Genomic DNA, 23,374 nt, shown 5'->3' with positions numbered 1-23,374 from the left:
AGCCGGGAACTCAGGTCACCGGCCAGAAACGAGGGAAGCGTGTACTCGGGACTAGCCGAGCGCGACGAGAACCGGAGGACCGCGCCGCTGCAGCCGGTGACGCAGGATCGCGAGCGGCGACGGCAGCGACGGTGCGCTCACCAGGCGCGGCGCGCGAGTCCGCGGAGCCACCGACGGCGCCGTGCGGAATGCGCGGATCAGGAGCTCGGCACCCGCCGATAGGGCCGAGAGGAGGAGGGCCCACCCGCCGCGCAGCAGACCGAAGCTCGCGAGAGCCGCGATCACGTGATGCGCGCCCATGCCGAGACCGACGGCCGAGGACTCGGCCCCGAGCGCGAAGGTCAGGATCGGGTCGTGGTGCGCGTGGGCGGCCCCGGGGAGCGCGGTGGCGGCCCCGACGGTCGCGAAGAGCACGTGGAAGACGAGCTGGTCGACCGCGACGGCGACGGCGACGCGCCAGCCGCGCATGTGGGTGTCGACCACCGGGGTGGTGAGGAACGTCGACAGCACGAGGGCGGCGATGAGGGTGACGGCGTTCGGCCAGCCACCGCCCGCGGTCGCGTGCGCCATGGCCGCGATCAGCGTCGACAGGCCCGCGATGAGCACCGCATGTCCGACGCGGCGCGCGCGGACGCGTTGCCGGGCAGTCGTATCGATGGGCGCAGTCGTCATGGCGATCACCTCCAGCCTATCCGGCACGATGACGGCGAATGACGGCGCGCCGAGCCGAAAACGGGCGTGGGACAGGCCAGCATCGCAGGATCGGGTTAGGCTCAAGACACGCTCATTGGGAGGAGTCAAGATGGCGCGCATCGGCGAGAGTGCCGACCTGCTCAAGTGCTCCTTCTGCGGGAAAAGCCAGAAGCAGGTCCAGCAGCTCATTGCGGGACCGGGCGTCTACATCTGCGACGAGTGCGTCGAGCTCTGCAACGAGATCATCGAGGAGCGACTCGCCGAGGCCGGCGAAGAGGCGACGAGCGAGTTCGATCTGCCAAAGCCGAAGGAGATCTTCTCGTTCCTCGAGGAGTACGTCATCGGGCAGGAGCCGGCGAAGCGCGCCCTGAGCGTCGCGGTCTACAACCACTACAAGCGCATCCGGGCCCGGTCGACGATCGCGTCGGCCGACACGCTCATCGACGACATCGACATCCAGAAGAGCAACATCCTGCTGATCGGTCCGACCGGATGCGGCAAGACCTACCTCGCGCAGACCCTCGCCAAGCGCCTCAACGTTCCGTTCGCGGTAGCGGATGCGACGGCGCTCACCGAGGCGGGCTACGTCGGCGAAGACGTCGAGAACATCCTGCTCAAGCTCATCCAGGCCGCCGACTACGACGTCAAGCGCGCCGAGACCGGCATCATCTACATCGACGAGGTCGACAAGATCGCCCGCAAGGCGGAGAACCCCTCCATCACGCGCGACGTCTCGGGGGAGGGCGTGCAGCAGGCGCTGCTCAAGATCCTCGAGGGCACGACGGCCTCGGTTCCGCCGCAGGGCGGACGCAAGCATCCGCACCAGGAGTTCATCCAGATCGACACGACGAACGTGCTGTTCATCGTCGCGGGCGCCTTCGCGGGGCTCGAGGAGATCATCTCCGCGCGCGTCGGACGCCGCGGGATCGGCTTCGGGGCGCCGCTGCACTCCAAGCGCGACGAGGCGGAGATCTTCAGCGAGGTGCTCCCCGAGGACCTGCACAAGTTCGGCTTGATCCCCGAGTTCATCGGTCGTCTGCCCGTCGTCACCACGGTGTCGCCACTCGATCAGCACGCGCTGATGCAGATCCTCACCGAGCCCAAGAACGCGCTCGTCAAGCAGTACCAGCGCATGTTCGAGCTCGACGATGTCGAGTTGGAGTTCGAGCTCGAGGCGCTCGAGGCGATCGCCGACCTTGCGGTGCTGCGTCAGACCGGTGCGCGCGGTCTGCGGGCGATTCTCGAAGAGGTGCTCGGGCCGATCATGTTCGAGGTGCCCTCCAGCGAGGAGGTCGCGCGCGTCGTGGTCACCCGTGACGCGGTCATCGACAATGCGGCGCCGACGATCGTCCCGCACGCGCCGCGGCGCGCCGAGAAGTCGGCGTAGCGAAGCGGACCGTCCGGGCGCTTAGCGCCGAGCCAGCGCGCGCATCGTCGTCGCGGTGACATCCGACAGTTCGCGCCACAGCGCGTACGCCTCGTCGTAGCGCTCCACGAGCGTCGGCTCCGGGTCGACCGTGTCGCCGGGAATCACGAACCGCTCGATCGCCGACCAGTCGTCGAGCGCGCCGACCCCGATCGCGGCGGCGACGGCCGCGGCAAGCGAGGCGCCCGGGTGCTGCTGCACCGTGCGCAGCGGGGTGCCGAGCACGCTCGCGTGGATCCGCTTCCAGAACAGCGAGGTGGCGCCGCCGTTCGTGACGGTCGCCGCGCTCAGCTCGATGCCGCGCTCGGCCAGCACGTCGGCGTTGTGGCGGAAGCCGAACGCGATGCCCTCCAGTGCGGCCCGGTACAGATCGAAGCGGTCGTGGCCGAGGTGCATGCCGGCGAAGACGCCGCGCAGGGAGGGGTCGTTCAGCGGCGACTTCTCGCCGAGGAAGTAGGGCAGGCACAGCACTTCGGCGGCGCCGCGCTGGTCGGCTTCGGCATCGAGGGCGGCCAGGTCGGTCTCGCGCAAGACGCCCTGCACCCAGCGCACGAGGCTGCCGCTCGTCGCCATGCATCCGTTCGGAAGCCACAGGCCGTCCACCGGGTGGTCGTCGAGGTAGAACCGCGCGTCGGTGATCGGCTCCGTGCTGACGGCGAGGATGTCGCCGGCGCCGCCGAGCTTGACGAGCCAGTCGCCTTGCTTCGAGAGCCCGGCGCCGACGGCCGAGAGCACGTGATCGGCCCCGCCGACCACGATCGGGATGCCCGCGGGCAGCCCGGTGACACCCGCGGCGGCCGCGCTCAGCTCGCCGACGACCTCGCCGGGGGCGGCGACCGGCGCGAGGCGCGAGTCGAGGCTGGCAGCCGCGATCGCCGGAGCGAACGGGGCGCCGTCGAGGTCGAACAGGCCCGACTCGATCGCCCAGTTGCGCTCGACGTGCGGCCGTGCGCCGAGCGCCATCGCGACGAAGTCGTAGGAGCCGACCAGCACGTGGCAGGCCGCCCACATCTCGGGCTCGTGCCGCGCCAGCCACAGCGCCGTCGGTCCGACGGACTGCTGGGTGACGGGGGAGCCGGTGAGCGCGATGACGTCGTGTTCGGCCAGCCGTGCCGCGACCTCCGACACCTCGGCGGTGGCGCGTGCGTCGTTCTGCAGGATCGCTCGGCGCAGCGGGACGCCCGAGGCGTCCAGGGCGACCACGGCCGGAACCATCCCGGTGGTGGCGATGCCCACGACACGCGCGGCATTCACCGCGGGGTGCGCGGCGAGGGCCGCGAGCACCGCGTGGCTGTTCTCGATCCACTGCGCGGGGTCGGCTTCGGCCCACCCGGCGTGCGGCGAGTGCAGCTCGTTCGACCGGCTCACCTGCGCGAGCAGGCCGCCCTCCAGATCGAGGGCAATGCCTTTCACCCCGGTGGTGCCGATGTCGAGCCCGAGGGTGATCGCGCTCACGACCGGGCGGCCTCCACGAAGCGGCGCGCGCGATCCGGGTCGACCGGGTTCCAGGTGTGACCGTCGACCTTGAGCGAGGAGCCGACGATGCAGCCATCGGCGATCGTCAGCATCTCGCCGATCGTGTCGGCGCGGGCGCCGGTGTTCAGCAGGACGGGCACATCGGAGGGGACCGCGTCGCGCACGCCCTTCAGGGTGCTCGTCAACGGGCCGGCCCCGGCCATCGGGCCGGAGACGAGGATCGCGTCGGCGAGGCTCGAGACGACGGTCGAGCGCGCGGTCTCCGCCGCATCGCGCCGTCCGATGGGGGAGGCGAACTCGGGGGTGATGTTCATGAAGATGGCGAGATCCTGCGCGTCGAGGCGGCGGCGCTCGCGCAGCGTGTGGGCGGCGTCCGTCGTCCAGAGGCCCATGTCGGACTCCCAGACGCCGGTGACGACCTCGCGGATGAAGCTCGCGCCGGTGGCGACGGCCGCGGCGAGGGCGATGCGCGAGTCCCAGAGGAAGTCGACGCCGAACGGGATCGAGGTGGGGCGGCACTCGGTGACGACGCGCGCCATCACGGCGGCGGACTCGGGGCCGGCGTGCAGCTCGTACGGGCGGTCGTTCTCGTTGCAGAACATGACCGCGTCGAAGCCCGCGTCGACGAGCAGCGCGACGTCGCTGCGCACCTGGTCGACGAGACCCTGGATGCCGGCCGTCTCGTCGTAGAGCGGGGTACCGGGAAGCGCCGGCACGTGCGCCATCGCGATGAGGGGCTTGTCGACGCCGGGGAAGATAGAGGCGAAACGGGTCATGGGGTGTTGTCTCCTGAGATGGTGCTGGGTGGAACGAGGACGACGTCGGCTCCGGCGGCGCGAGCGGCCGTGACAACGGGGTCTGAGGGGTCGCCGTCGGTGACGAGGACAGTCACGTCGGACAGCGGTGCGATCGTGACGAGGTGCACGCGGCCGAGCTTGGCGGAGTCGGCGCCGACGATCACGCGCCGCGAGGCGTCCAGGGCGGCCCGCTTCACGCTGGCTTCCTGGGGGTGGTATTCGGTGAGGCCGCGCTCGGCGTCGACGCCGGCGACGCCGATCACGAAGGTGTCGCAGTTGTAGCGCGCGAAGGCCTGCTCGGTCTCGGAGCCGATCAGGCTCAATTCGCCGGGCCGGACGGTCCCGCCGGTGAGGATGATCCGGGTGTCGGGTTCGTCGGCGAGCGTCGTGGCCACGGCGATGCTCGGGGTGACGACGGTCAGCCCGAGGTCGCGTCCGCGGATCGCTCGCGCGACGGAGGCGACCGTGCTGCCGCTGTCGAGCACGACCGTCTCGCCCGGCTTCAGCAGGGCGGCGATCTGCTCGCCGATGTGGTCCTTGCTCGCCGCGGACTGGCCGGCCCGCAGGCCATAGCTCGGTTCGAACGCCGTGCCGGTGATCGAGATCGCACCGCCGGAGACGCGTCGCACGACGCCCTGCGCCTGGAGCGCCTCGATGTCGCGACGCACCGTCATCTCCGACACGTCGAAGGCCTCGGCGAGTTCGCCGAACGAGACCTCGCCGGTCTTGATCACCCGCTCCTCAATGAGGGTGCGGCGTTCCGCAACGTCCATCAGACACTGTCCTCCTCGGCTGCCGCCGCGCGCATCCGCGACACCAGGGTGTCGTAGTCCCGCTGCTGCTGCGAGAGGGCGTCGGCGACGTCGAGTGTACGCACCTGACGATCTGTCATGAGCCACTGGCCGTCGACCATGGAGTGGCTGACCGATGCACCGGAGGTGCCGTAGACGATCGCGGCCTCCAAGGACTGGGCGCCGACGGGTCCTCGGGACACCTCGGAGAGCGGGATGGCGATGAGGTCGGCGACCGCCCCGGCCACCAGCTGGCCGTCGTCAGGTCCGCCGTCGAGTGCGCGCTGCCCGCCGCGCGTGGCGATGCCGAGGATCTCGCGCGGCGTGACGTGGTTGGGAGTGTGCGAGGCGAACGCGGCGAGCTTGCCGAGGATGCGCATCTCCTCGAACAGGTCGGTGTTGGTGTTGTTGCAGACGTTGTCGCTGCCGAGCGCGACGAGCACGCCGGCGTCGAGAGCTTCGCGCACCGGGGCGGCGGGCACGCCGCTCATCATCGCGACCGAGGGGATCACCGTGAGCGCGGCCTTCGTGCCGGCCAGCAGCGGAAGCTGATCCACGGGAACGGTGTTGCAGTGCGCCAGGATCGTGGGCACGTCGAGCATGCCGGTCTCGCGCAGCACCTCGAGTGCGGGCTTGCCGTACTCGGCCATGCACCAGTCGTCCTCCTCGCTGGAGGTCGAGAAGTGCACGTGCAGGCCGGTGCCGAGGCGCTTCGCGAGTGCGAGCTCGGCCTCCATCGCCTCCGGGGTGTTGTCGACGAAGTAGGCGTGCGGCCCGACCCAGCCTTGAACGCGCGTGCCCCCCGCCATGCTCTCGGCGAAGGCCGCGGCGGCGGCGAGTTCGCGGGCGCGGGCCGTGTCGTCGCCGAGTTCGACGATTCCCCAGCCGATGCGGGCCCGGAGTCCCGAGCGCTGCACCGTCGGGGCGATCTCGTCGGCGAAGAAGTACTGGTCGGCGAAGAACGTGGTGCCGTGCCGGATCATGTCGGCGCACGAGACCGCGACCGAGGCGGGGACGAGCTCGGGGGTGAGGTGCGCCTCATGGGTGCGCAGCACGGCGAGGAACCCCTCCATCGTCAGCAGCGAGTGCCCCTCGGCAACGCCGCGGATGAGCGACATCGGGGTGTGGGCGTGCGCGTTGACGAGTCCCGGCATCACGAGGCTCGCGCCGAGGTCGGTCACTCCCTCGCCGCTCGGGCGAGGGCCGGTGACGGGGGAGACCGAGTGGATGACGCCATCGACGACCTCGATGACGCCGGGAGCAAGCACCGTTCCGGCGTCGTCGTTGAGGTAGACCTGGTCGGCGACGATGATCTCGGTCACGGCGTCTTCTCCACTCCGCCAGCCATGAGCTGGCCAATCCGGTCGCGATCCACCTCGGATCGGTCGAAGGGTCCCAGCAGCTTTCCGTCGTACATCACGGCGATGCGGTCGGAGAGGGCGAGCACCTCGTCGAGCTCCGCGGAGACGAGCAGCACCGCGCTGCCCTCCGATCGCGCCTTCGACAGCGCCTTGTGCACGAATTCGATACTGCCGACGTCGAGACCGCGCGTCGGCTGATTCGCGAGCACGACGCGGGGGTCGCCCGACAGTTCGCGCCCGATGACGATCTTCTGCAGGTTGCCGCCGGACAGCGATTCGACGACGCGCGCCGGGGCGGCGCCGCGCACCTCGTAGTCGGCGATCACCTGCTCGGCGAAGCGGCGCCGGGCGCGACGCCGGATGATTCCGGCGCGGCTGAACCGGCGGCTGCGGAACGAGGTCGAGACCGCGTTCTCCTCCAGCGTCGCCTGCAGATTGAGCCCCACGTGCATGCGATCGGCCGCGATGTGGGCGACACCCGCCGCGCGCATGGCGGCAGGGGAGGCGCCGGTGAGGTCGGTGCCCGCGATGGAGATGCGACCCGCTTCGAGCCGACGGAGTCCGGCGACGGCCTCGACGAGCTCGTCCTGGCCGTTGCCGCTGACGCCTGCGATTCCGACGATCTCGCCCGCACGGACGGCGAGCGCCACGTCCGAGAGTCCGGTGCTGCCGTCGGCGCTCGGATCCGCCATCGCGCCCTCGACTTCGAGCAGGGTCTCGCCCGCCGCGCCGGAGCCGGGTTCGGCGGTGAGGAGCACGTCGCGACCGACCATCAGGCGGGCCAGCTCGGCGTCGGTGGCGCCGCCGCGGGGAACGTCGCCCACGACGCGGCCGCGGCGCATCACGACGATGCGGTCGGCGACGGCCTGGACCTCGGGAAGCTTGTGTGAGATGAACACGACCGAGCGGCCGCTCGCGGCGAGCTGGCGCACCATCGCGACCAGGTCATCCGCTTCGGCAGGGGTCAGGACCGCGGTGGGCTCATCGAGGATGAGCAGCTGTGCGTCCGCGGCGAGAGCCTTGAGGATCTCGACGCGCTGCTGGGCTCCGACCGGCAGGTCGGCGACCCGGCGCCGCGGATCGAGGTCGAGGTTGGCGTCGGCGATCAGCGCCGCCACCTGACGTTCAGCTGCGGCGTCATCGTAGAAGCCGCGGCGGGACGGTTCGCGTCCGAGCAGCACGTTCTGCGCCACGGTGAAGGAGGGCACGAGTTCGAAGTGCTGGTGCACCATTCCGAGCCCGTGGGAGATGGCGTCCTGCTGGCTGGAGATGTCGGCGCGAGCGCCGTCGATGTAGACCTCGCCGGCGTCGGGCTGATGCACGCCGAAGAGGAGGTTCATGAGCGTCGTCTTGCCGGTGCCGTTCTCACCGATCAGGGCGACGACTTCCCCCGCTCCGACCTCGAGCGAGACGTCGTCGACGGCGAGCACACCGGATGCTGCGAAGTACTTGCGCAGGCCGCGGATCTCGAGTCGGGGCGTCTCGCCCGAGGTGGGAGTCATGGGATCTCTTTCTGTGGTTCTTGCTTACCGGGTGGCGATCAGCTGGAGACGCCGAGCGCGACGCAGGCGTCGCTGGTCGGGTCGTTCAGCGCGTCGCAGATGGCGATCTCACCGGCGAGGATCTGCGCCTCGAGAGCCGCGACCTCCTCCATCAGACCGGCCACCAGCGCGGCCTTGTCGGCCGGGCCCTCGTCCTGGAAGACGGTCGAGCCGTCGCCCCACGACAGGCCGGTGACGCCGTCGGCGAGGCTCGCCGCCACGAAGCCGGACTCGAACTCGCCCGCGAGGGTCGACTTGATGAGGTTGTAGGTCGTCATGTCGACGCGCTTCATGACCGACACGATCACCGTTCCGGGGGCATCCCCGTCCTGGTTCGAGTCGACGCCGATCGCGAAGGTGCCCTCCTGCTCGGCGGCGCTGAACACGCCCTGGCCGCTGAGGCCGGCCACCGCGTAGATGATGTCGTTGCCGGCCTGGTACAGCGCGAGCGCGGCCTCCTGGCCGACGGTCGGGTCGCCGAACTCGCCGTTCAGGTAGCTCGGGGTGACGGTGCAATCGGGGCACGCGGCGAGCACGCCCTGCTTGTAGCCGAAGTAGAACTGGTTCAGCCCGGGGTTGTCGATGCCGAGAACGGCGCCGACCTTCTTGGTGGTGGTCATGCTTCCGGCGATGTAGCCGCCGAGGAAGCTCGACTCGTGCACGTTGATCGCGTAGGCCTGCACGTTGTCCGGGAGCTCCGAGACGAAGATGTCGCTCGGGACGCCGAACAGCTGGTCCGGGTTCTCGAGGGCGACCGCGAGCAGCGAGTCGGGGTCAAGACCGGGGGCCAGGATGATGTCGGGCTGGGTCGCGACGGTCGAGCGGATGACGCCCTCCTGCTGCGCAACCGACTCCGCCTCGACGACGCGACCGGTCACGCCGAAGTCGCTCTCCGCGAGGGTCGCACCGGCGACCGCCGAGTCGATGAAGCCGCCGTCGCCGGCGGATCCGGGGGTGATCAGGGCGTAGCTGAACGTGTCGTCGGCTTCCGCGGTCGTGGTGTCGGCCGAACAGCCGGCCAGCACGGTCAGCGTCGCGGCAGCAATGGCTGCGACGGCGATCTTTGAGGGGCGCATGGGTCTCCTAGGTGGGTGTGTTGTCGGACTTCAGGGAGGTGCGGGTGGTGCTGCGCGGTCGGAGGCGAATCCGACTGCTCTGTCGCCACAAGCGAGCGACGTTTCCGCGCGACTGGGCGCGAAGACCAACCAGCACGAGCGCGACGAAAGCTGCGCCCTGCGGGATGAACTGGGTGAGACTCGGCGGGACATCGAATGCCTGCAGGCGGATGCTCGCCGCGCTGGCGAAGCCGAAGACGGCCGCCGCGGGCACGATGAATGCCGGTCGGTTGAGCGCCAGCAGGGCGGCGGTGATGCCGATCCAGCCGCGGTCGGCGCTCATGTTGCGGGTGAAGATCCCGAGATCGCCCACCGAGAGGAACGCGCCGCCGATGCCGGCGATGGCGCCGGCGGTGACGAGGGCGATCAGCTGCGTGCGTCCGACGTTCAGGCCGGCGGACGCGGCGGCGATCGGGGCCTCGCCGACCGCCAGCAGGTGGCGGCCGCTGCGAGTGCGGAAGTACATCCCGACCAGGATCGCCAGCGTGAAGGCGAGATAGACGAGCGGGTTCAGTCGGTCGAGCAGCTGGCCGGCGAACGGCAGGTCGGCGAGGAACGGAATCTCGACCTCGTCGATGCGGTCGACGTCGGGGGAGTAGATGCCGACGCCGCCGAGGTAGGAGCGCATCAGGAAGACCGTCAGCTGCAGCACGAGGATGTTGAGCCCGATCGCGAGGATCACCAGGTCGACGCCGATGCGGTGCGCGGCGGCCATCAGCAATCCGATGAGTGCTCCGGCGGCGGCAGCGGCGAGAATGCCGAGCGTGTTGTCGCCGGTGATGGCGGCGACGAGGATCCCGACGAACGCGCCGGCGAGGACCTTGGATTCGATTCCGAGGTTCAGCACCCCCGCGCGCGCACTGATCAGCGAGGCGATGGCGGCGAACAGGATCGGAGTCGTCAGCCGGATGCCGCTGTTGAGGAAGTCGGCGACGACGTTCATGCGGTCCCCTTTTCGGCGGTCAGGTCAGCGGCGGCATCGTGCCTTCGGTTCGCTCGGCGCCGGTCGATCCATCTCTCCAGGCGCGTCAGCAGGGGCGCCTGGACGGCGATCAGCACGATCATGAGCGCCAGGACGGTGGAGCCGATCTCGCGGGGCACGCCCAGCACGATCTGGAGGCCGTTGACCGCGCCGACCGTGATGCCGGCGTAGAGCACGCCCGCGATCGCGGCGCCGATGGCGGTGGTGCCGCCGAGGATCGCGGCGGTGAGGCCGGTGAACCCGGTGCCGTCGGAGAAGCCTTCGATGACGCGGTAGTTGACGCCGAGCACCTGGACGCCGCCGCCGATGCCGGCGAGCGCGCCGCCGAGGAGTCCGGCGCGGAGCACGCTGCCGGTGCTCGACATGCCGGAGTAGCGCGCGAAGAGCGTCGCCTCGCCGGACATCCGCTGCTCGTAGCCCGCCGTCGTGCGGCTGAGGAAGAACCAGACGCCGATCACGGCGACGATCGCGATCAGGAACGAGACGCCGAACTTGGTCGAGATGTCGAAGAGGGGCAGGCGAGCGGTCTCGGCGACGACGTGCGTGTAGCCGACCGTGGACGCCTCGGCGCGCAGCGGGTAGTTGACGAGGAAGTCGACGAGGAGTCCGGCGATCGCGTTCAGCACGATCGTGATGATGAGCTCGTTCACCCCGAGGTAGATCTTCAGGATGGCGGGGATGACGCCCCAGATCGCCCCGACGGCGCCGGCGGCCGCGAGGCAGACGATCGGGTGGATGCCGGCGGGGAGCAGGATGCCGTAGCCGACGACGGCCGCGGCGAGGCCGCCGAGCGCGTACTGCCCTTCCTGGCCGATGCTGAACAGCCCGGTGCGGAGCGCGACGACGGCGCCGAGCGCGGTGAGGACGATCGGCGCCGCGAGGGTGAGGCTTCCGCCGACGTTGCAGTAGCCGGGGCTCCAGACTGAAGCCCGCCTGGATGACGGTCTGGGCGGCGGCGAGCGGCGACTGCCCGAGTGTGGCGACGAGAACGCCGCCGATGCCGAGCGCGACGATGGCCGCGGCGACGGGCAAGCCGATGCGGCGCAGTGTGCGCTCGATACTGTCGCGATCCATCGGGCCCCCGTCGGTGTGGTGCTGGGTGTGAGTGTGAACATCTTGCGCGCTCCGTGTTACAAATTCACAAGTCGCGTGTTTCCTGCGTGTTACAAATTCACATGACGGGTCCTCGGGTCTTGCCGCCGGCCCAGGGGTCGCGCCCCGCGCCCGCCCCGCCCCGACCGCGCGCCATGCGCCCGAGCCCTCGCGCATCCGCGCACTTCACGAAATGCAGGAGAATCGCGGCTCACGCGTCGTCGAACCCCCGGGATGACAGCGGATGCGTCGAGAAACTCCTGCATTTCGTCACTGGGGGAGGGCGGGGGTGGCGGCGTAGCATGAGCGCATGGCCGTCGACGAGGACGCGACACCCGGGGTGGTGCGAGGCGCGCGCCGCGCCGCGATCATCGCCGTGGTCGTCTCGCTCGTCATCGCCGCCGCGATCGGAATCATCGCTCTGGTCAGCGGGGACTTCGGCGAGCTGCAGGGCCGGGTCATCCTTTCGACGCTGACGGTCGCCGCCTTCGGCACGACCTCGCTGTGCCACCTGGCGATCGTGGCGCGCGCGGTGCGCGTGGTCGGGTTCGTCGGCATCGCCGCGAGTTTGTTCGCAGCCGTGAGCGCGTTCTTGCTGATCTGGACCGACTGGGACGAGCTCGTCAACGGTGACACCCTCGTCAAGGCGCTGCTTTCCTCCGCGATCCTGGCCGCGAGTCTCGCGCAGGCCAACTTGCTGCTTCTGCTGGCTCGTCAGCGCAACGTGCTCATCCGCCTCGGGCTCGGCGTCACCCTGGTCGCCGTCGCGACCGTCGTCGTCATGCTGTGGCTGACGATCTTCACCGACGGCGACATCCCCGGCGACGACGGCTCGGCGTACTGGCGCGCGCTGGGCGTCGTCGGCATCGTGGATGCGCTCGGCACCATCGCCCTGCCGATCGTGGCGCTCATTCTGCGCGCGCGCACATCGCCGCGTGCCGACACGAGCGAGGCTCTCGGCGCCGGGAGCTCGAGCGTGACGGTCCAGCTCACTCCGGAGCTTGCCTCGCGCCTCACCGCCGACGCGAGCGCACGAGGCGTGAGCGTCGAGGCGGCCGCGCGGGATGCGCTCGAGCGCGGGCTCTCCTAGGCGCTGAGGCCGACGTGCTTCGGTAGCAATGCGCACGTGGCCCGCGATATCCGGGTCGCCGCGGTGCGAGCCATGCGGCGAGATCCTGGTCGCTCTCGTGCGAGGAATCCGGTCGAAACGTGCCCGCTGAGCCGCGGTCGGTGCGGCCTCCTTGCCGTCGGCAGATGAAACTAATTCGTCTACCCCCTTGTGCGGGACGCCCTGACCGCGCTATTTTTAACTTAATACAGGCGTGAACAAAGGGGTTCTATGTATCTGTCAGTCTCGCGATCGCGTGCGATCTTGCGAATCATTCCGCTCGTGGCGATCTTGGCGCTTCTCGTCGCGCTGATGCCGGCGACCAAAGCCAGTGCCGCCGGTCTCGACGGGGTCTGGCACGATCCGTACGGCGCCGATGAGCTCTACTCCCAGGAGCAGACGGAGCGCGCGCCGCGCGACCCGATGGCCGGGGAGAGCGTGACGATCAACGCCACGACGTGGCCGATCGCCAGCGGCCAGACCGTGTGGGTCACCTGGAGCAAGAACGGAGTGGCGCAGACGCCGGTCGGCGCGAGCTGGGAATACAACGGCAGCAACAACAGCTACTGGAGCATCAGCCTCGGGTCGTTCGCGCGCGGTGACGTGGTGGAGTACACGGTCAACGCCGACGTGAACGGCGGCGGACAGAAGTCCGTCGGCCCGTTCGAGTTCGCGACCACCTCGTGGAGCACCGTCACCGACGTCGTCTCCTACACCGACAACGGGACCTCCGTCAATGTCGTCACCGGCGACAGCGCCGGCGACTTCACACCGAAGATCCGCTTCGCGTTCCCGCGGCTCGACGGTTTCGAGACGCAGATCGCGCCCAACGGCTCGGGCCTGGACCTCTCCGGACTCTCGAGCTACACCGTCACTGACTCGGCGTCGATCCTCGAGATCGCCACCAGCGAGCTGGTGCTCAAGATCCAGAAGTCGCCCTATCGCCTCTCCGTCTACGAAGGCGACGGCACGACGCTGATCACGCAGCAGTATGACCCCTCGACGTTCCGCAACATCGGCTGGGCGAGTGACGGGGCGACGACGGTCACCAAGATCGAAGACCACTACCTCACGCCGAGTGGGGAGCGCTTCGAAGGCTTCGGGGAGCGCTACGACCAGCTCGACCAGCGCGGCTCCGACGTGCACAACTACGTCTACAACCAGTACCAGGACCAAGGCACGACCGGTCGCACCTACTTCTCGGTCCCCTTCTTCTCGAACTCGGCCGGCTACGGCATCCACATCCCGGATACGCGGTACTCGATCTTCAACATCGGAACTCACTACTCCGACATGGCCGGCTTCACGGTCGACACGAGCGGCGATGTCAACGCGACCTTGACGTACTCGTTCTACTCGGGTGAGCAGGCCGACGTCCTCGACGACTACACCGAGGACACCGGTCAACCGCAGCTGCCGCCGAAGTGGGCCTTCGGCCTGTGGATGTCCGCCAACGAGTGGAACACCCAAGCCGAGGTCGAGGCAGAGCTCGATGAGGTCGACAGCTCGGGGATTCCGCACTCGGCGATCGTGCTCGAGCAGTGGAGCGATGAGGCGACCTTCTACCTCTGGATGGGGGCGACCTACACGCCGACCGACGGCAGCACGGCTCTCGACTACGCCGACCTGACCTTCCCCGGAGGCGGTCCGTGGACCGACCCGCAGTCGATGATCAGCGACGCGCACGACCAGGGCATCAAGGTGATCCTCTGGCAGATCCCGGTGTTCAAGGAGAACTTCTCGTCGAACCCGTCGAGCGCTCCGACGCAGCACGTCAACGACAAGACGTACGCCGAAAGCCAGGGCTACCTCGTCGAGGACGCGCTGGGCGACCCCTACCGGATCCCGTCCGGCCAGTGGTTCGGCGACAGCGCGATTCCGGACTTCACCAACGATGACGCCACGGACTGGTGGATGGAGAAGCGCGCGTACCTGATCGACGACCTCGGTGTCGACGGCTTCAAGACCGACGGCAGCGAAGCGATCTTCGGCCGCGACGTCGCGTTCAGCGACGGACGTCTGGGCGACGAGATGCACAATGCCTACCCGAACGAGTACACGAGCGCCTACAACGACTTCGTGCAGACCTCGACCAGCGGTGATGGACTGATCTTCAGCCGCGCGGGAACCTCGGGCGGGCAGGCCAACTCGATCTTCTGGGCGGGCGACCAGTCCTCGAGCTTCGGGGCGTTCCAGGACGCGGTCCGGGCCGGGCAGAGCGCCGGCCAGTCGGGCATCCCCTTCTGGGCCTGGGACATGGCGGGGTTCACGGGATCGTTCCCGAGCGCCGAGCTGTACCTGCGCTCGGCGGCTCAGGCGACGTTCTCGCCGATCATGCAGTACCACTCGGAGAAGGCGAACCCGGCTACGTCGGAGGCGCGCACCCCGTGGAACGTGCAGTCGCGCACGGGTGACTCGAGTGTCGTCCCGACCTTCACCACCTTCGCCAACGTGCGGATGAACCTGATTCCGTACCTCTACACGGAGGCGGACAAGAGCGCCGCGACCGGCGCCCCGATGATGCAGGCGATGAGCTACGCGTTCCCGGGAGATGCCACGGCGGCGGACTACGAGCAGCAGTACATGTTCGGTTCGCAGCTGCTGGTCGCGCCGATCACCACGGAGGGTCAGACCACGAAGACGCTCTACCTGCCCGAGGGCGAGTGGTACGACTTCTGGAATGGCGGACGTGCTGCCGGCGGCGGTGAGAAGGCGTACTACGCGGGGCTCGAGACCATTCCGGTCTACGCACCCGCGGGCGCGATCATCCCGCTCAACCTGAACTCGGACTACGAGGTCGGCGGCACGATCGATAACGACGTCGACAGCTACGACAACCTGGTGTTCCGGGTCTACCCGGTCGAGGGTGAGAGCTCCTACGTGTACTTCGAGGACTCGGCGAGTGCGCACCGCACGATCGAGGTCGACACCGACCGCTCCGCCGGCACGGTGGATGTGACGCTCCCGGCTCTGACCACCACCAGCACGCTGCAGGTGTCGGGCACGAAGCCGAGCGGGGTCACAGCCGGCGGCTCCGCGCTCACCGAGCGCGCATCGATCTCGGCGCTCTCGGCGGCCAGCACCGGCTGGTTCTGGGACGACGAGCAGCAGCTCACCTTCGTGAAGGTCGGATCCAGCGGATCGACCCGCACGATCGTGCTGAGCGATGTCGACAAGGCCGCGTATGAGGCCGAGTTCGCCGCCCAGGTCTCCACCACGACCAACACGAACCACACCGGCTTCACCGGCCTCGGGTTCGTCAACGGGTTCGAGACGAGCGGCGACGCGGTCGAGTTCACGGTCGTGGCCGAGGAAGCGGGCACTCACGCGCTCGACGTGCGCTATGCGAACGCCACCGGATCCTCGGCGACCCGCACGGTCATCGTGGATGGTTCGTCGATCGGCTCGGTGACGCTTCCGAGTCTCGCGAATTGGGACACCTGGGGCACCGCATCGATCTCGACCTCGCTGACGGCGGGGACGCACACCATCCGGATCGAGTACGGCGGCTCCAACACCGGAGCAATCAACCTCGACAACCTGACGTTGTCGCGACAGTGAGGCAGACGATGGAGACGACGATGTCGACGACTGGGCTCCGGTCCCGGATGTCCCGCGCAGCGCGCCTCGCGCTGGTCCCGATCGTGGTGGTCGCGGGCGCCACGATCGCGGCGCAGCCGGTGGCGGCCGCCCCGGTCAGCACCGTGCAACGAGTGGAGTTCACCTCCGGCAGCAGCTATCTCATCGTCGAGTTCCTCGACGACGACCTGGCGCACTTCGAGCTGTCGGGCGTGAGCACGAGTCCCGGAACCAGCAGTCCGCTGTTCACGACGCCGCAGGTGGCCAAGACCGACTATGACGGCCCGAGTGACTTCACTCAGACCGGCAACACGCTCGAGACGACCGACATGAAGGTCATCGTCGACGGCACCAGCCTGTGTGCGGAGGTCTACGACACCACGCGCAGCCCGGAGCTGCTGCTGCACGAGGTCTGCCCGGTCAACCTGACGCAGGCCTGGAAGGGCCTGAGCTTCTCGCAGGAGTCCATGGAGAACGCATACGGCCTCGGCCAGCAGTTCTTCATGGGCGGCAGCGCGGACGGTGACTGGGTCGGCCGGACGAAGTCGCCGGGCGGCACGTTCGGCAACGCCATGGTGTACGACACCGACAACGGTCCGGTTGGCAACACGCAGATCCCCGTGCTGTTCGCGACGGGTGATGACTACGAGAACTACGGCGTCTTCGTCGATCAGGTCTACAAGCAGGAGTGGAACCTGACGTCGGACCCGTGGACCGTCAACATGTGGGGCGACGAGATCCGCTGGTACACCATGACCGGCGCGGATCTCCCGGATCTTCGTGAGGACTACATGGAGCTCACCGGCACCCCGCCGGTGCCGCCGAAGAAGGCGTTCGGTCTGTGGGTCTCCGAGTTCGGGTACGACGACTGGAGCGAGATCAACGGGACCCTCTCGGGGCTTCGCGCCTCGGACTTCCCGGTCGACGGCTTCATGCTCGACGTGCAGTGGTTCGGGGGCGTGGACGCGGGATCTGATGACACCCCGATGGGAAGCCTCGACTGGGACACGACGGCGTTCCCGAGTCCGTTCGACGGCGCTCGCCGACTACGCGAGCGATGACGGCATCGGCTTCATTCCGATCGAGGAGTCCTACGTCGGCAAGAACCTCGACGAGCACGCCGACCTCGAGGCGGCCGGCTACTTGGTTCGTGCGGGCTGTTCGACGTGCTCTCCCGTCTACCTCACCTCGAATGACTGGTGGGGCAAGGGCGGCATGATCGACTGGACGCAGTCGGCGGCCGGGGAGTACTGGCACGACAACGAGCGCCAGCATCTGATCGACGACGGGGTGGTCGGGCACTGGCTCGACCTCGGCGAGCCGGAGATGTACGACTCGGGCGACTGGGTCGCGGGTGTCATTCCGGGGGACAACTCCCACGCGGGCTATCACAACATCTACGGCCTCGAGTGGGCCGCGAGCATCTCGGACGGCTACGCCGCGAACTCCGAGTCGGCGCGCCCCTTCCTGCTCGCCCGCGCGGGTGCTGGCGGAATCCAGCGCTACGGCGTGGCCATGTGGTCGGCCGACATCGGGTCGAAGCTCACCGCGCTCGCGGCGCAGCAGAACACCCAGATGCACATGTCGATGTCGGGGATCGACTACTACGGCTCGGATATCGGCGGCTTCCGGCGCGAGATGCTCGACTCGGATCTGGATGAGCTGTACACGCAGTGGTTCGCGAACAGTTCGTGGTTCGACGTTCCGGTGCGGCCGCACACCGAGAACCTCTGCAACTGCTTCGCGACGTCGCCGGACAGCATCGGCGACGAGGGCAGCAACCTGCAGAACATCCAGCAGCGCTACGAGCTGGCGCCGTACTACTACTCCCTGGCGCATCGGGCGTATCTGTACGGCGAACCGCTCGCTCCGCCGCTCGTGTACTACTACCAGACCGACGACAACGTTCGTGAAATGGGTCACGAGAAGATGATCGGCGAGGACGTGCTGGTGGCGATCGTCGCGGGGGAGGACGAGCGCGAGCGCGACGTCTATCTGCCGGCGGGCGACTGGATCAACTACCACACCAACGAGCGGATCAGCAGTTCGGGCCAGTGGGTGAACGACGTTCCGCTCTGGCGCAACGGCGAGTTCACGCTCCCGGTGTTCGTCAAGGCGGGGGCGATCCTGCCGAAGGCCTTCGTCGACGAGGACACGATGAACATCGTCGGCAAGCGCTCGGACGCGGAGGTCCACGACGAGCTGATCGCACGCGTCTACGCGGACGCGACCTCCAGCACGTTCACCGTGTTCGAGGACGACGGGGCAACGGTGGACTACCAGACCGGGGCCGTCCGAACCACGGACGTCACCCAGTCGGTGTCGGGAGGCGTGGCAACGGTGACCGTGGCGGCTTCCTCGGGCACCTACACCGGTGCGCCGTCCAGCCGCGACACGGTCGTGGAGCTCGTGACGGATGACACGCAGGCCTCGGCCGTCGCGCTCGGCGGCTCGGCGCTGACCGAGTACACCTCGAAGGCGAGCTTCGACGCGGCGTCGAGCGGGTGGTACAACGCCGGGGGGAACCTGGTGGTCGCCAAGTCGGGTGACCTGAGCGTCGGCACGGCGAAGACCTTCGCGTTCACCCTGGGGGAGACCCCGGTCTCGCTGGTGTTCGAGTGCACCAACGGGACGACGACGATGGGGCAGTCCGTCTACGTCGTCGGGAGTGCGCCGCAGCTGGGTGAGTGGTCGGTGGCGAGCGCGGTGAAGCTGTCGCCGACGAGCTACCCGACGTGGACTGGAACGATCTCGAACCTCCCGCCGAGCTCCACGATCGAGTGGAAGTGCATCAAGCGGCAGGAGGCGAATCACCCCGATACCGCGGATGCCTGGGAGCCCGGCGGCAATACGTCGGTGACGACGCCTGCGACCGGGTCGGGAGGAACCACCTCGGGGGCGTTCTAGCGGGGCGCTCGAGGCCTCGGCAGCGGGGCATCCACACGGCGGGGCCTGTCACCACGGTGACGGGCCCCGCCGCTTTTCTCGCCGCGGATATTGACAGCGACGCGAGACTCGGTAGAGTATCTTCAGTACTTCATAAACGAGGAAACAATGGTGATTCGCTCAAACGGTCGTGCCGACGTCAACCGGTCCGCAGTGCTCGCGCAGCTCGGCGCGCACGGGCCCGCGTCCCGCGCAGAACTGGCGCGACTCCTGCACGTCTCGCCGGCACTCATGACGCAGCTCTCGAAGCAGCTGCTCGCCGAGGGGCTCATCGTCGAACTCGATCACTCGCCCTCGCAGGGCGGCCGTCCGGCTCGGATGCTCGGCATCGCGGAGAGCGCGGGTCGCGTGATCGGCGTCAAGGTCGTGTCGGACCATGTCGCCTTCGTCGAGGTGGGTCTCGACGGCCTCGTGCGGCGATCCGCCAGTGAGCCGTTCGAGGCCGGCGGAACGACCTTCCTCTCCACCCTGACCGAGCTCATCCGCCGCTTCATCGCGGGAGGATCCTCGGCGCCCGTCCTCGGCGTCGGCGTCGGGGTGCCGGGATCGGTCGACCGGCAGGACACCGGCGTCGTCGACTCCCCGCAGCTCGGCTGGTCGCGGGTCCCGCTCGGCGAGGCGCTGCAGCGCGAGCTCGGCCTGCCGATCATCGTGGAGAACAACGTCAACGCGCTCGCCATGGCGGAGCGCCTGTACGGCGTCGGACGCCGTCATGAAAGCTTCCTCGTCGTCACGATCGGAACCGGAGTGGGCGCCGGGATCGTGGTCGACGGGGTCGTACTTCGCGGTGCCGCCGGCGGCGCGGGCGAGATCGGGCACACCCCCGTGCTCGAGAACGGCCCGCGCTGCATGTGCGGCAACCGCGGATGCCTCGAATCGCTCATCGGCGAGGCCGCGCTCGTGCGCATTGCGCGCGAACGCGGTGTGATCTCCGCGAGCGCCGGCATCGCCGCGCTGCGCACCGCCGCCGACGAGGGCGACGCGGGGGCGACGGCGATCTTCAGCGAGGCCGGTCACCTGCTCGGCCGCACGCTCGCCGGGCTCGTGCACACGCTCGACCCCGAGATCGTCATCCTCCTCGGTGAGGGCACCGTGTCGTGGCCGCACTGGTCGTACGGCTTCGAGCCGGCCTTCCGTGCGAGCCTGCTGCCCGCGCGCCGCGGCGTCGGCGTGGCCGTCGAGACCTGGCAGGACGCGAGCTGGGCGCAGGGCGCCGCGGCGCTCGTGCTGGCCACGCCGTTCGACGCCGACGGCGTCTCGGGGGACCAGGGCCAACTGGTGCGCGACCGGCTCGTCGCCGGCAGCGCCATCCAGGTCACCGAGGAAGGCGCGGACTCGTGAGCCTGCGCGCGCCCGAAGCGACGGCTCTGCCGCCGGCCGCCGAGGCACCCCGACCGTCGATCGCCGGTTCGTCTCGGCGCAGCCGCCGCGTGAAGTACGCCCTCACCGTGCTCGCCTTCATGCTGCCGAGCGCGATCCCGTTGACGCTGTTCGTGCTCGGGCCGATGGTCGGAGCCGCCTGGGTCAGCCTCACCGAGTGGAACCTGCTCTCGCCCGCCACGTTCGTCGGCTTCGACAACTACGTCAGCCTCTGGAACGACCCCGAGACGGCCGAGGTGTTCCTGCACACGATCTACTACATCGTCGGCTACCTCCCGCTCGTCTACATCGGCGGACTCGCCCTGGCGCTCGCGCTGAACGCCGGGCTCAAAGGCCGGTCGTTCCTGCGCGGCATCTACTTCCTGCCCGTGGTCACCAGCTGGATCGTCGTCGCCCTGGTGTGGCGCTGGCTGCTCAACCCGAGCACCGGTGTCGTCAACTCGGCGCTCGCGTGGTTCGGCATCGACGGCCCCGGCTGGTGGACCGACCCCACGTGGGCGATGCCGTCGATCATCATCGCCTCGGCCTGGAAGGACCTCGGCTTCGTCATGGTGATCCTGCTCGCGGGTCTGCAGGCGATCAACACCGAACTGCTCGACGCCGCTCGCGTCGACGGTGCTGGCTGGTGGCGGCGGCTGTTCAGCGTGGTGCTGCCGCTGCTGAGCCCGAGCACCTTCTTCGTCATCGTGATCTCGCTCATCAACGGCTTCCAGGTCTTCGACCAGGTCTACGCGATGACGGGCGGAGGTCCCGGCGGGGCCACCCAGGTCGTGGTGCAGCAGATCTACGACCTGACGTTCCGCTACGGGGCTGCGGGGGAGGCATCCGCACTCAGCTGGATGCTGTTCGCCGTGGTCCTCGGAGTCACGGTCATTCAAATCATTGGTCAGAGGAGGTGGGTGACGTATGGCTGAGCGCACCACGGCTCGAGCGCGACCCCGCCTCGGCATGCGGCCCGGGCTGACGGGACTGATCGTCCTGCACGTCGTCGTCATCCTCGGCGCGATCGCGATGTTCTTCCCGTTCCTGTGGACGATCATCACGTCGATCACGCCGGGGGCAGGCCTCACCGTCGCCCCGGCGCTGATCCCGGCCGACCCGTCGCTGGATGCCTACCGCCAGCTGTTCGAGGAGCGCCCGTTCGCGCGGGTCGCCCTCAACAGCATCGGGCTGGCCACCGTCACGACAGTGGTGCAGCTGTTCACCAGCGCCACCGCGGCGTACGCCTTCAGCCGTCTGCCGTTCCGGGGACGCGGCATCGTCTTCGCGGTGTACCTCGCGACGATGATGATCCCGCTGCAGGTGCTGATCGTTCCGCTCTTCGTCGAGCTGAAGGCGTTCGGGCTGATCAACACCTACCTGGGCGCGCTGCTGCCGACCTTCGCGAGCGCCTTCGGCATCTTCCTGCTGCGGCAGGCCGTCCATCAGGTTCCGCGTGAGCTGGATGAGGCCGCGACGCTCGATGGCGCCGGGCACTTCCGGATCTTCTTCTCGGTGATCCTGCCGAACATCCGCCCCGCGCTCGCGACGCTCACCGTGTTCGCGTTCATGGGCAGCTGGAACAACTTCCTCTGGCCGCTCGTCGTCCTGCGTTCGCCCGAGCTGCACACCCTCCCGGTGGCGCTCGCCGGGCTGCAGGGGCAGTACACGACGCAGTGGGACATCGTGATGGCCGGATCGGTCATCAGCGTGCTCCCCATGCTCGCCCTCTATCTGTTCGCCCAGAAGTACGTCATTCAGGGCGTCGCAAGCTCCGGACTCAAATGAGTTCGGTCGCCCACACCCTCGCACCAAACCCCATCGAAGGAGATAGGCACATCATGAAGCGCAATCTGATGACCGCAGTCGGCCTCGCCGGCGTCGCGGCATTGACCCTGGCGGGATGCACCGCGGCCGCCGACAGCGGCCCCGTGACCATCACGTACACCAACTTCATTTCCAACGGCGGAAACGAAGACAACCTGCAGGCGATCGTCGAGGCCTTCGAGGCCGAGAACCCGAACATCACGGTCGAGGTCACCACGCTGCCCTACGGCGACTACGGCACGGCCCTGCAGACGGACCTCGCCGCTGGCACCGAGAGCGACGTCTTCGACATCGAGTACTCGAACTACGCGCAGTACCAGGCGAACGGCGTTCTCGCGCCGATCGAGGTCGCCAACGCGGGCGCCTACAAGGCCTCGCTCCTCGAGGCCTACGCGACCGACGGCGTGCAGTACGCGCTGCCGAGCTCGTTCTCGGACGTCGTGCTCTACTTCAACAAGGAGCTCTTCGACGCGAACGGCCTCGACTACCCGACGCAGGACTGGACCTGGGCCGACGAGAAGGCCGCCGCTGAGGCGATCACCGACCAGGACGCCGGCATCTGGGGCGACCACCAGCCGGTCAGCTTCTACGAGTACTACAAGGCTCTCGCGCAGAACGGCGGCGAGTTCCTGAACGCCGACGGCACCGCGGTCGCCTTCAACTCGCCCGAGGGCATCGAGGCGGCGGAGTGGCTCGTGAACAAGAGCGGCACCGTCATGCCGACGATCGAGCAGGGCCAGGGCACGGCCGACTTCGACACGAACCTCTTCAAGGAGGGCAAGCTCGGCATGCTGCACAGCGGCATCTGGATCTTCGGAGCCCTCGCCGACGTCACCTTCGAGTGGGACATCGCGGTCGAGCCGGGCAACACCCAGCAGGCCAGCGCGGTCTTCTCGAACGCGATCGGCGTCAGCGCCAACTCGGAGAACGTCGAGGCCGCGGCCAAGTGGGTCGAGTTCATGACCTCTTCGGACACGATGGTTGACATCCGTCTCGACTCCGGCTGGGAGCTCCCGCCGATCTCGGATGACGAGAAGCTCGCCACCTACCTCGAGAAGGGCGCCCCGGCCAACCGCCAGGCGGTCTTCGACTCGCTCGACGGCATCGCGCTGCCGCCCGTTGTCGCCAACGGCCAGGCCGAGATGCAGGACATCCTGGGCGAGGAGCTCATCGAGGCGCAGGCCGGCCGCAAGTCGGTTGAGGAAGCCCTCGCGAGCGCCGAGGAGCGCATCAACGCCGTCATCGGCGGCTAGCAGTTCGCTGGTCGGGCAGCCGCGCGGC

Annotated in this window: 18 protein-coding genes; 9 read left to right on the top strand and 9 right to left on the bottom strand. The window is 68.7% G+C overall.

What is annotated here, in order from left to right; translation table 11 throughout:
• Positions 1–51: 51 nt before the first annotated feature.
• The gene (locus AC0L6Y_RS07210) at positions 52–672 is read right to left on the bottom strand and encodes a hypothetical protein (RefSeq protein WP_473550120.1); all 621 of its coding nucleotides are present in this window, start codon (positions 670–672) and stop codon (positions 52–54) included.
• A gap of 130 nt (positions 673–802) precedes the next feature.
• Here AC0L6Y_RS07210 and clpX point away from each other — a divergent pair, with 130 nt between their 5' ends.
• The gene (gene clpX, locus AC0L6Y_RS07205) at positions 803–2,080 is read left to right on the top strand and encodes an ATP-dependent Clp protease ATP-binding subunit ClpX (RefSeq protein WP_473550116.1); all 1,278 of its coding nucleotides are present in this window, start codon (positions 803–805) and stop codon (positions 2,078–2,080) included.
• A 21-nt stretch (positions 2,081–2,101) separates the two neighbouring features.
• Here the strand turns inward: clpX and AC0L6Y_RS07200 are convergent, their stop codons facing one another.
• The 8 genes from AC0L6Y_RS07200 to AC0L6Y_RS07165 are packed head-to-tail and all read right to left on the bottom strand — an operon-like array spanning position 2,102 to position 11,297.
• Positions 2,102–3,574, bottom strand: coding sequence for an FGGY family carbohydrate kinase (locus tag AC0L6Y_RS07200; protein ID WP_473550114.1), 1,473 nt, complete (start codon positions 3,572–3,574; stop codon positions 2,102–2,104).
• Positions 3,571–4,371 carry a BtpA/SgcQ family protein gene (locus tag AC0L6Y_RS07195; protein WP_473550111.1) on the bottom strand — a complete coding sequence of 267 codons (801 nt, stop codon included), beginning with the start codon at positions 4,369–4,371 and terminating at the stop codon, positions 3,571–3,573. Before AC0L6Y_RS07195 ends, AC0L6Y_RS07200 begins: the two co-directional genes overlap by 4 nt.
• Positions 4,368–5,165, bottom strand: a complete 798-nt coding sequence (locus AC0L6Y_RS07190; RefSeq protein ID WP_473550107.1) for a DeoR/GlpR family DNA-binding transcription regulator — start codon at positions 5,163–5,165, stop codon at positions 4,368–4,370. Before AC0L6Y_RS07190 ends, AC0L6Y_RS07195 begins: the two co-directional genes overlap by 4 nt.
• Entirely contained in the window at positions 5,165–6,505 is a 1,341-nt protein-coding gene (locus tag AC0L6Y_RS07185; RefSeq protein WP_473550103.1) for an amidohydrolase family protein, read from the bottom strand. Before AC0L6Y_RS07185 ends, AC0L6Y_RS07190 begins: the two co-directional genes overlap by 1 nt.
• A complete protein-coding gene (locus AC0L6Y_RS07180; RefSeq protein ID WP_473550099.1) occupies positions 6,502–8,046 on the bottom strand; it encodes an ABC transporter ATP-binding protein in 1,545 nt (514 codons plus the stop codon). Before AC0L6Y_RS07180 ends, AC0L6Y_RS07185 begins: the two co-directional genes overlap by 4 nt.
• A gap of 38 nt (positions 8,047–8,084) precedes the next feature.
• A complete protein-coding gene (locus AC0L6Y_RS07175) occupies positions 8,085–9,161 on the bottom strand; it encodes a BMP family ABC transporter substrate-binding protein (RefSeq protein WP_473550096.1) in 1,077 nt (358 codons plus the stop codon).
• 7 nt (positions 9,162–9,168) lie between these two features.
• On the bottom strand, positions 9,169–10,143 hold the full coding sequence (locus tag AC0L6Y_RS07170; protein ID WP_473550094.1) for an ABC transporter permease: 975 nt from the start codon (positions 10,141–10,143) through the stop codon (positions 9,169–9,171).
• Positions 10,140–11,297, bottom strand: a complete 1,158-nt coding sequence (locus AC0L6Y_RS07165; RefSeq protein ID WP_473550091.1) for an ABC transporter permease — start codon at positions 11,295–11,297, stop codon at positions 10,140–10,142. The genes AC0L6Y_RS07170 and AC0L6Y_RS07165 overlap by 4 nt, the downstream gene beginning before the upstream one ends.
• A 287-nt stretch (positions 11,298–11,584) precedes the next feature.
• Between AC0L6Y_RS07165 and AC0L6Y_RS07160 the strand changes: the two genes are divergently transcribed.
• From AC0L6Y_RS07160 to AC0L6Y_RS07125, 8 genes are all read left to right on the top strand, one after another.
• Entirely contained in the window at positions 11,585–12,364 is a 780-nt protein-coding gene (locus AC0L6Y_RS07160; protein WP_473550090.1) for a hypothetical protein, read from the top strand.
• A 282-nt stretch (positions 12,365–12,646) separates the two neighbouring features.
• A complete protein-coding gene (locus AC0L6Y_RS07155; protein ID WP_473550087.1) occupies positions 12,647–15,943 on the top strand; it encodes a TIM-barrel domain-containing protein in 3,297 nt (1,098 codons plus the stop codon).
• A 47-nt stretch (positions 15,944–15,990) separates the two neighbouring features.
• Positions 15,991–17,022, top strand: a complete 1,032-nt coding sequence (locus AC0L6Y_RS07150; RefSeq protein ID WP_473550085.1) for a TIM-barrel domain-containing protein — start codon at positions 15,991–15,993, stop codon at positions 17,020–17,022.
• Entirely contained in the window at positions 16,937–18,868 is a 1,932-nt protein-coding gene (locus AC0L6Y_RS07145; protein WP_473550082.1) for a TIM-barrel domain-containing protein, read from the top strand. The genes AC0L6Y_RS07150 and AC0L6Y_RS07145 overlap by 86 nt, the downstream gene beginning before the upstream one ends.
• A gap of 147 nt (positions 18,869–19,015) precedes the next feature.
• Entirely contained in the window at positions 19,016–20,248 is a 1,233-nt protein-coding gene (locus AC0L6Y_RS07140) for an ROK family protein (protein ID WP_473550080.1), read from the top strand.
• Positions 20,245–21,201 carry a carbohydrate ABC transporter permease gene (locus AC0L6Y_RS07135; RefSeq protein WP_473550077.1) on the top strand — a complete coding sequence of 319 codons (957 nt, stop codon included), beginning with the start codon at positions 20,245–20,247 and terminating at the stop codon, positions 21,199–21,201. The genes AC0L6Y_RS07140 and AC0L6Y_RS07135 overlap by 4 nt, the downstream gene beginning before the upstream one ends.
• On the top strand, positions 21,194–22,054 hold the full coding sequence (locus AC0L6Y_RS07130; RefSeq protein WP_473550075.1) for a carbohydrate ABC transporter permease: 861 nt from the start codon (positions 21,194–21,196) through the stop codon (positions 22,052–22,054). Before AC0L6Y_RS07135 ends, AC0L6Y_RS07130 begins: the two co-directional genes overlap by 8 nt.
• Before the next feature lie 53 nt (positions 22,055–22,107).
• The gene (locus tag AC0L6Y_RS07125) at positions 22,108–23,346 is read left to right on the top strand and encodes an ABC transporter substrate-binding protein (RefSeq protein ID WP_473550073.1); all 1,239 of its coding nucleotides are present in this window, start codon (positions 22,108–22,110) and stop codon (positions 23,344–23,346) included.
• The last annotated feature ends 28 nt before the right edge of the window (positions 23,347–23,374 follow it).

This window comes from Pseudolysinimonas sp. 10J20-29 (genome assembly GCF_055809595.1).
Note: the sequence above shows the minus strand (reverse complement) of the source record. Positions and strands in the feature narration are given on the sequence as shown.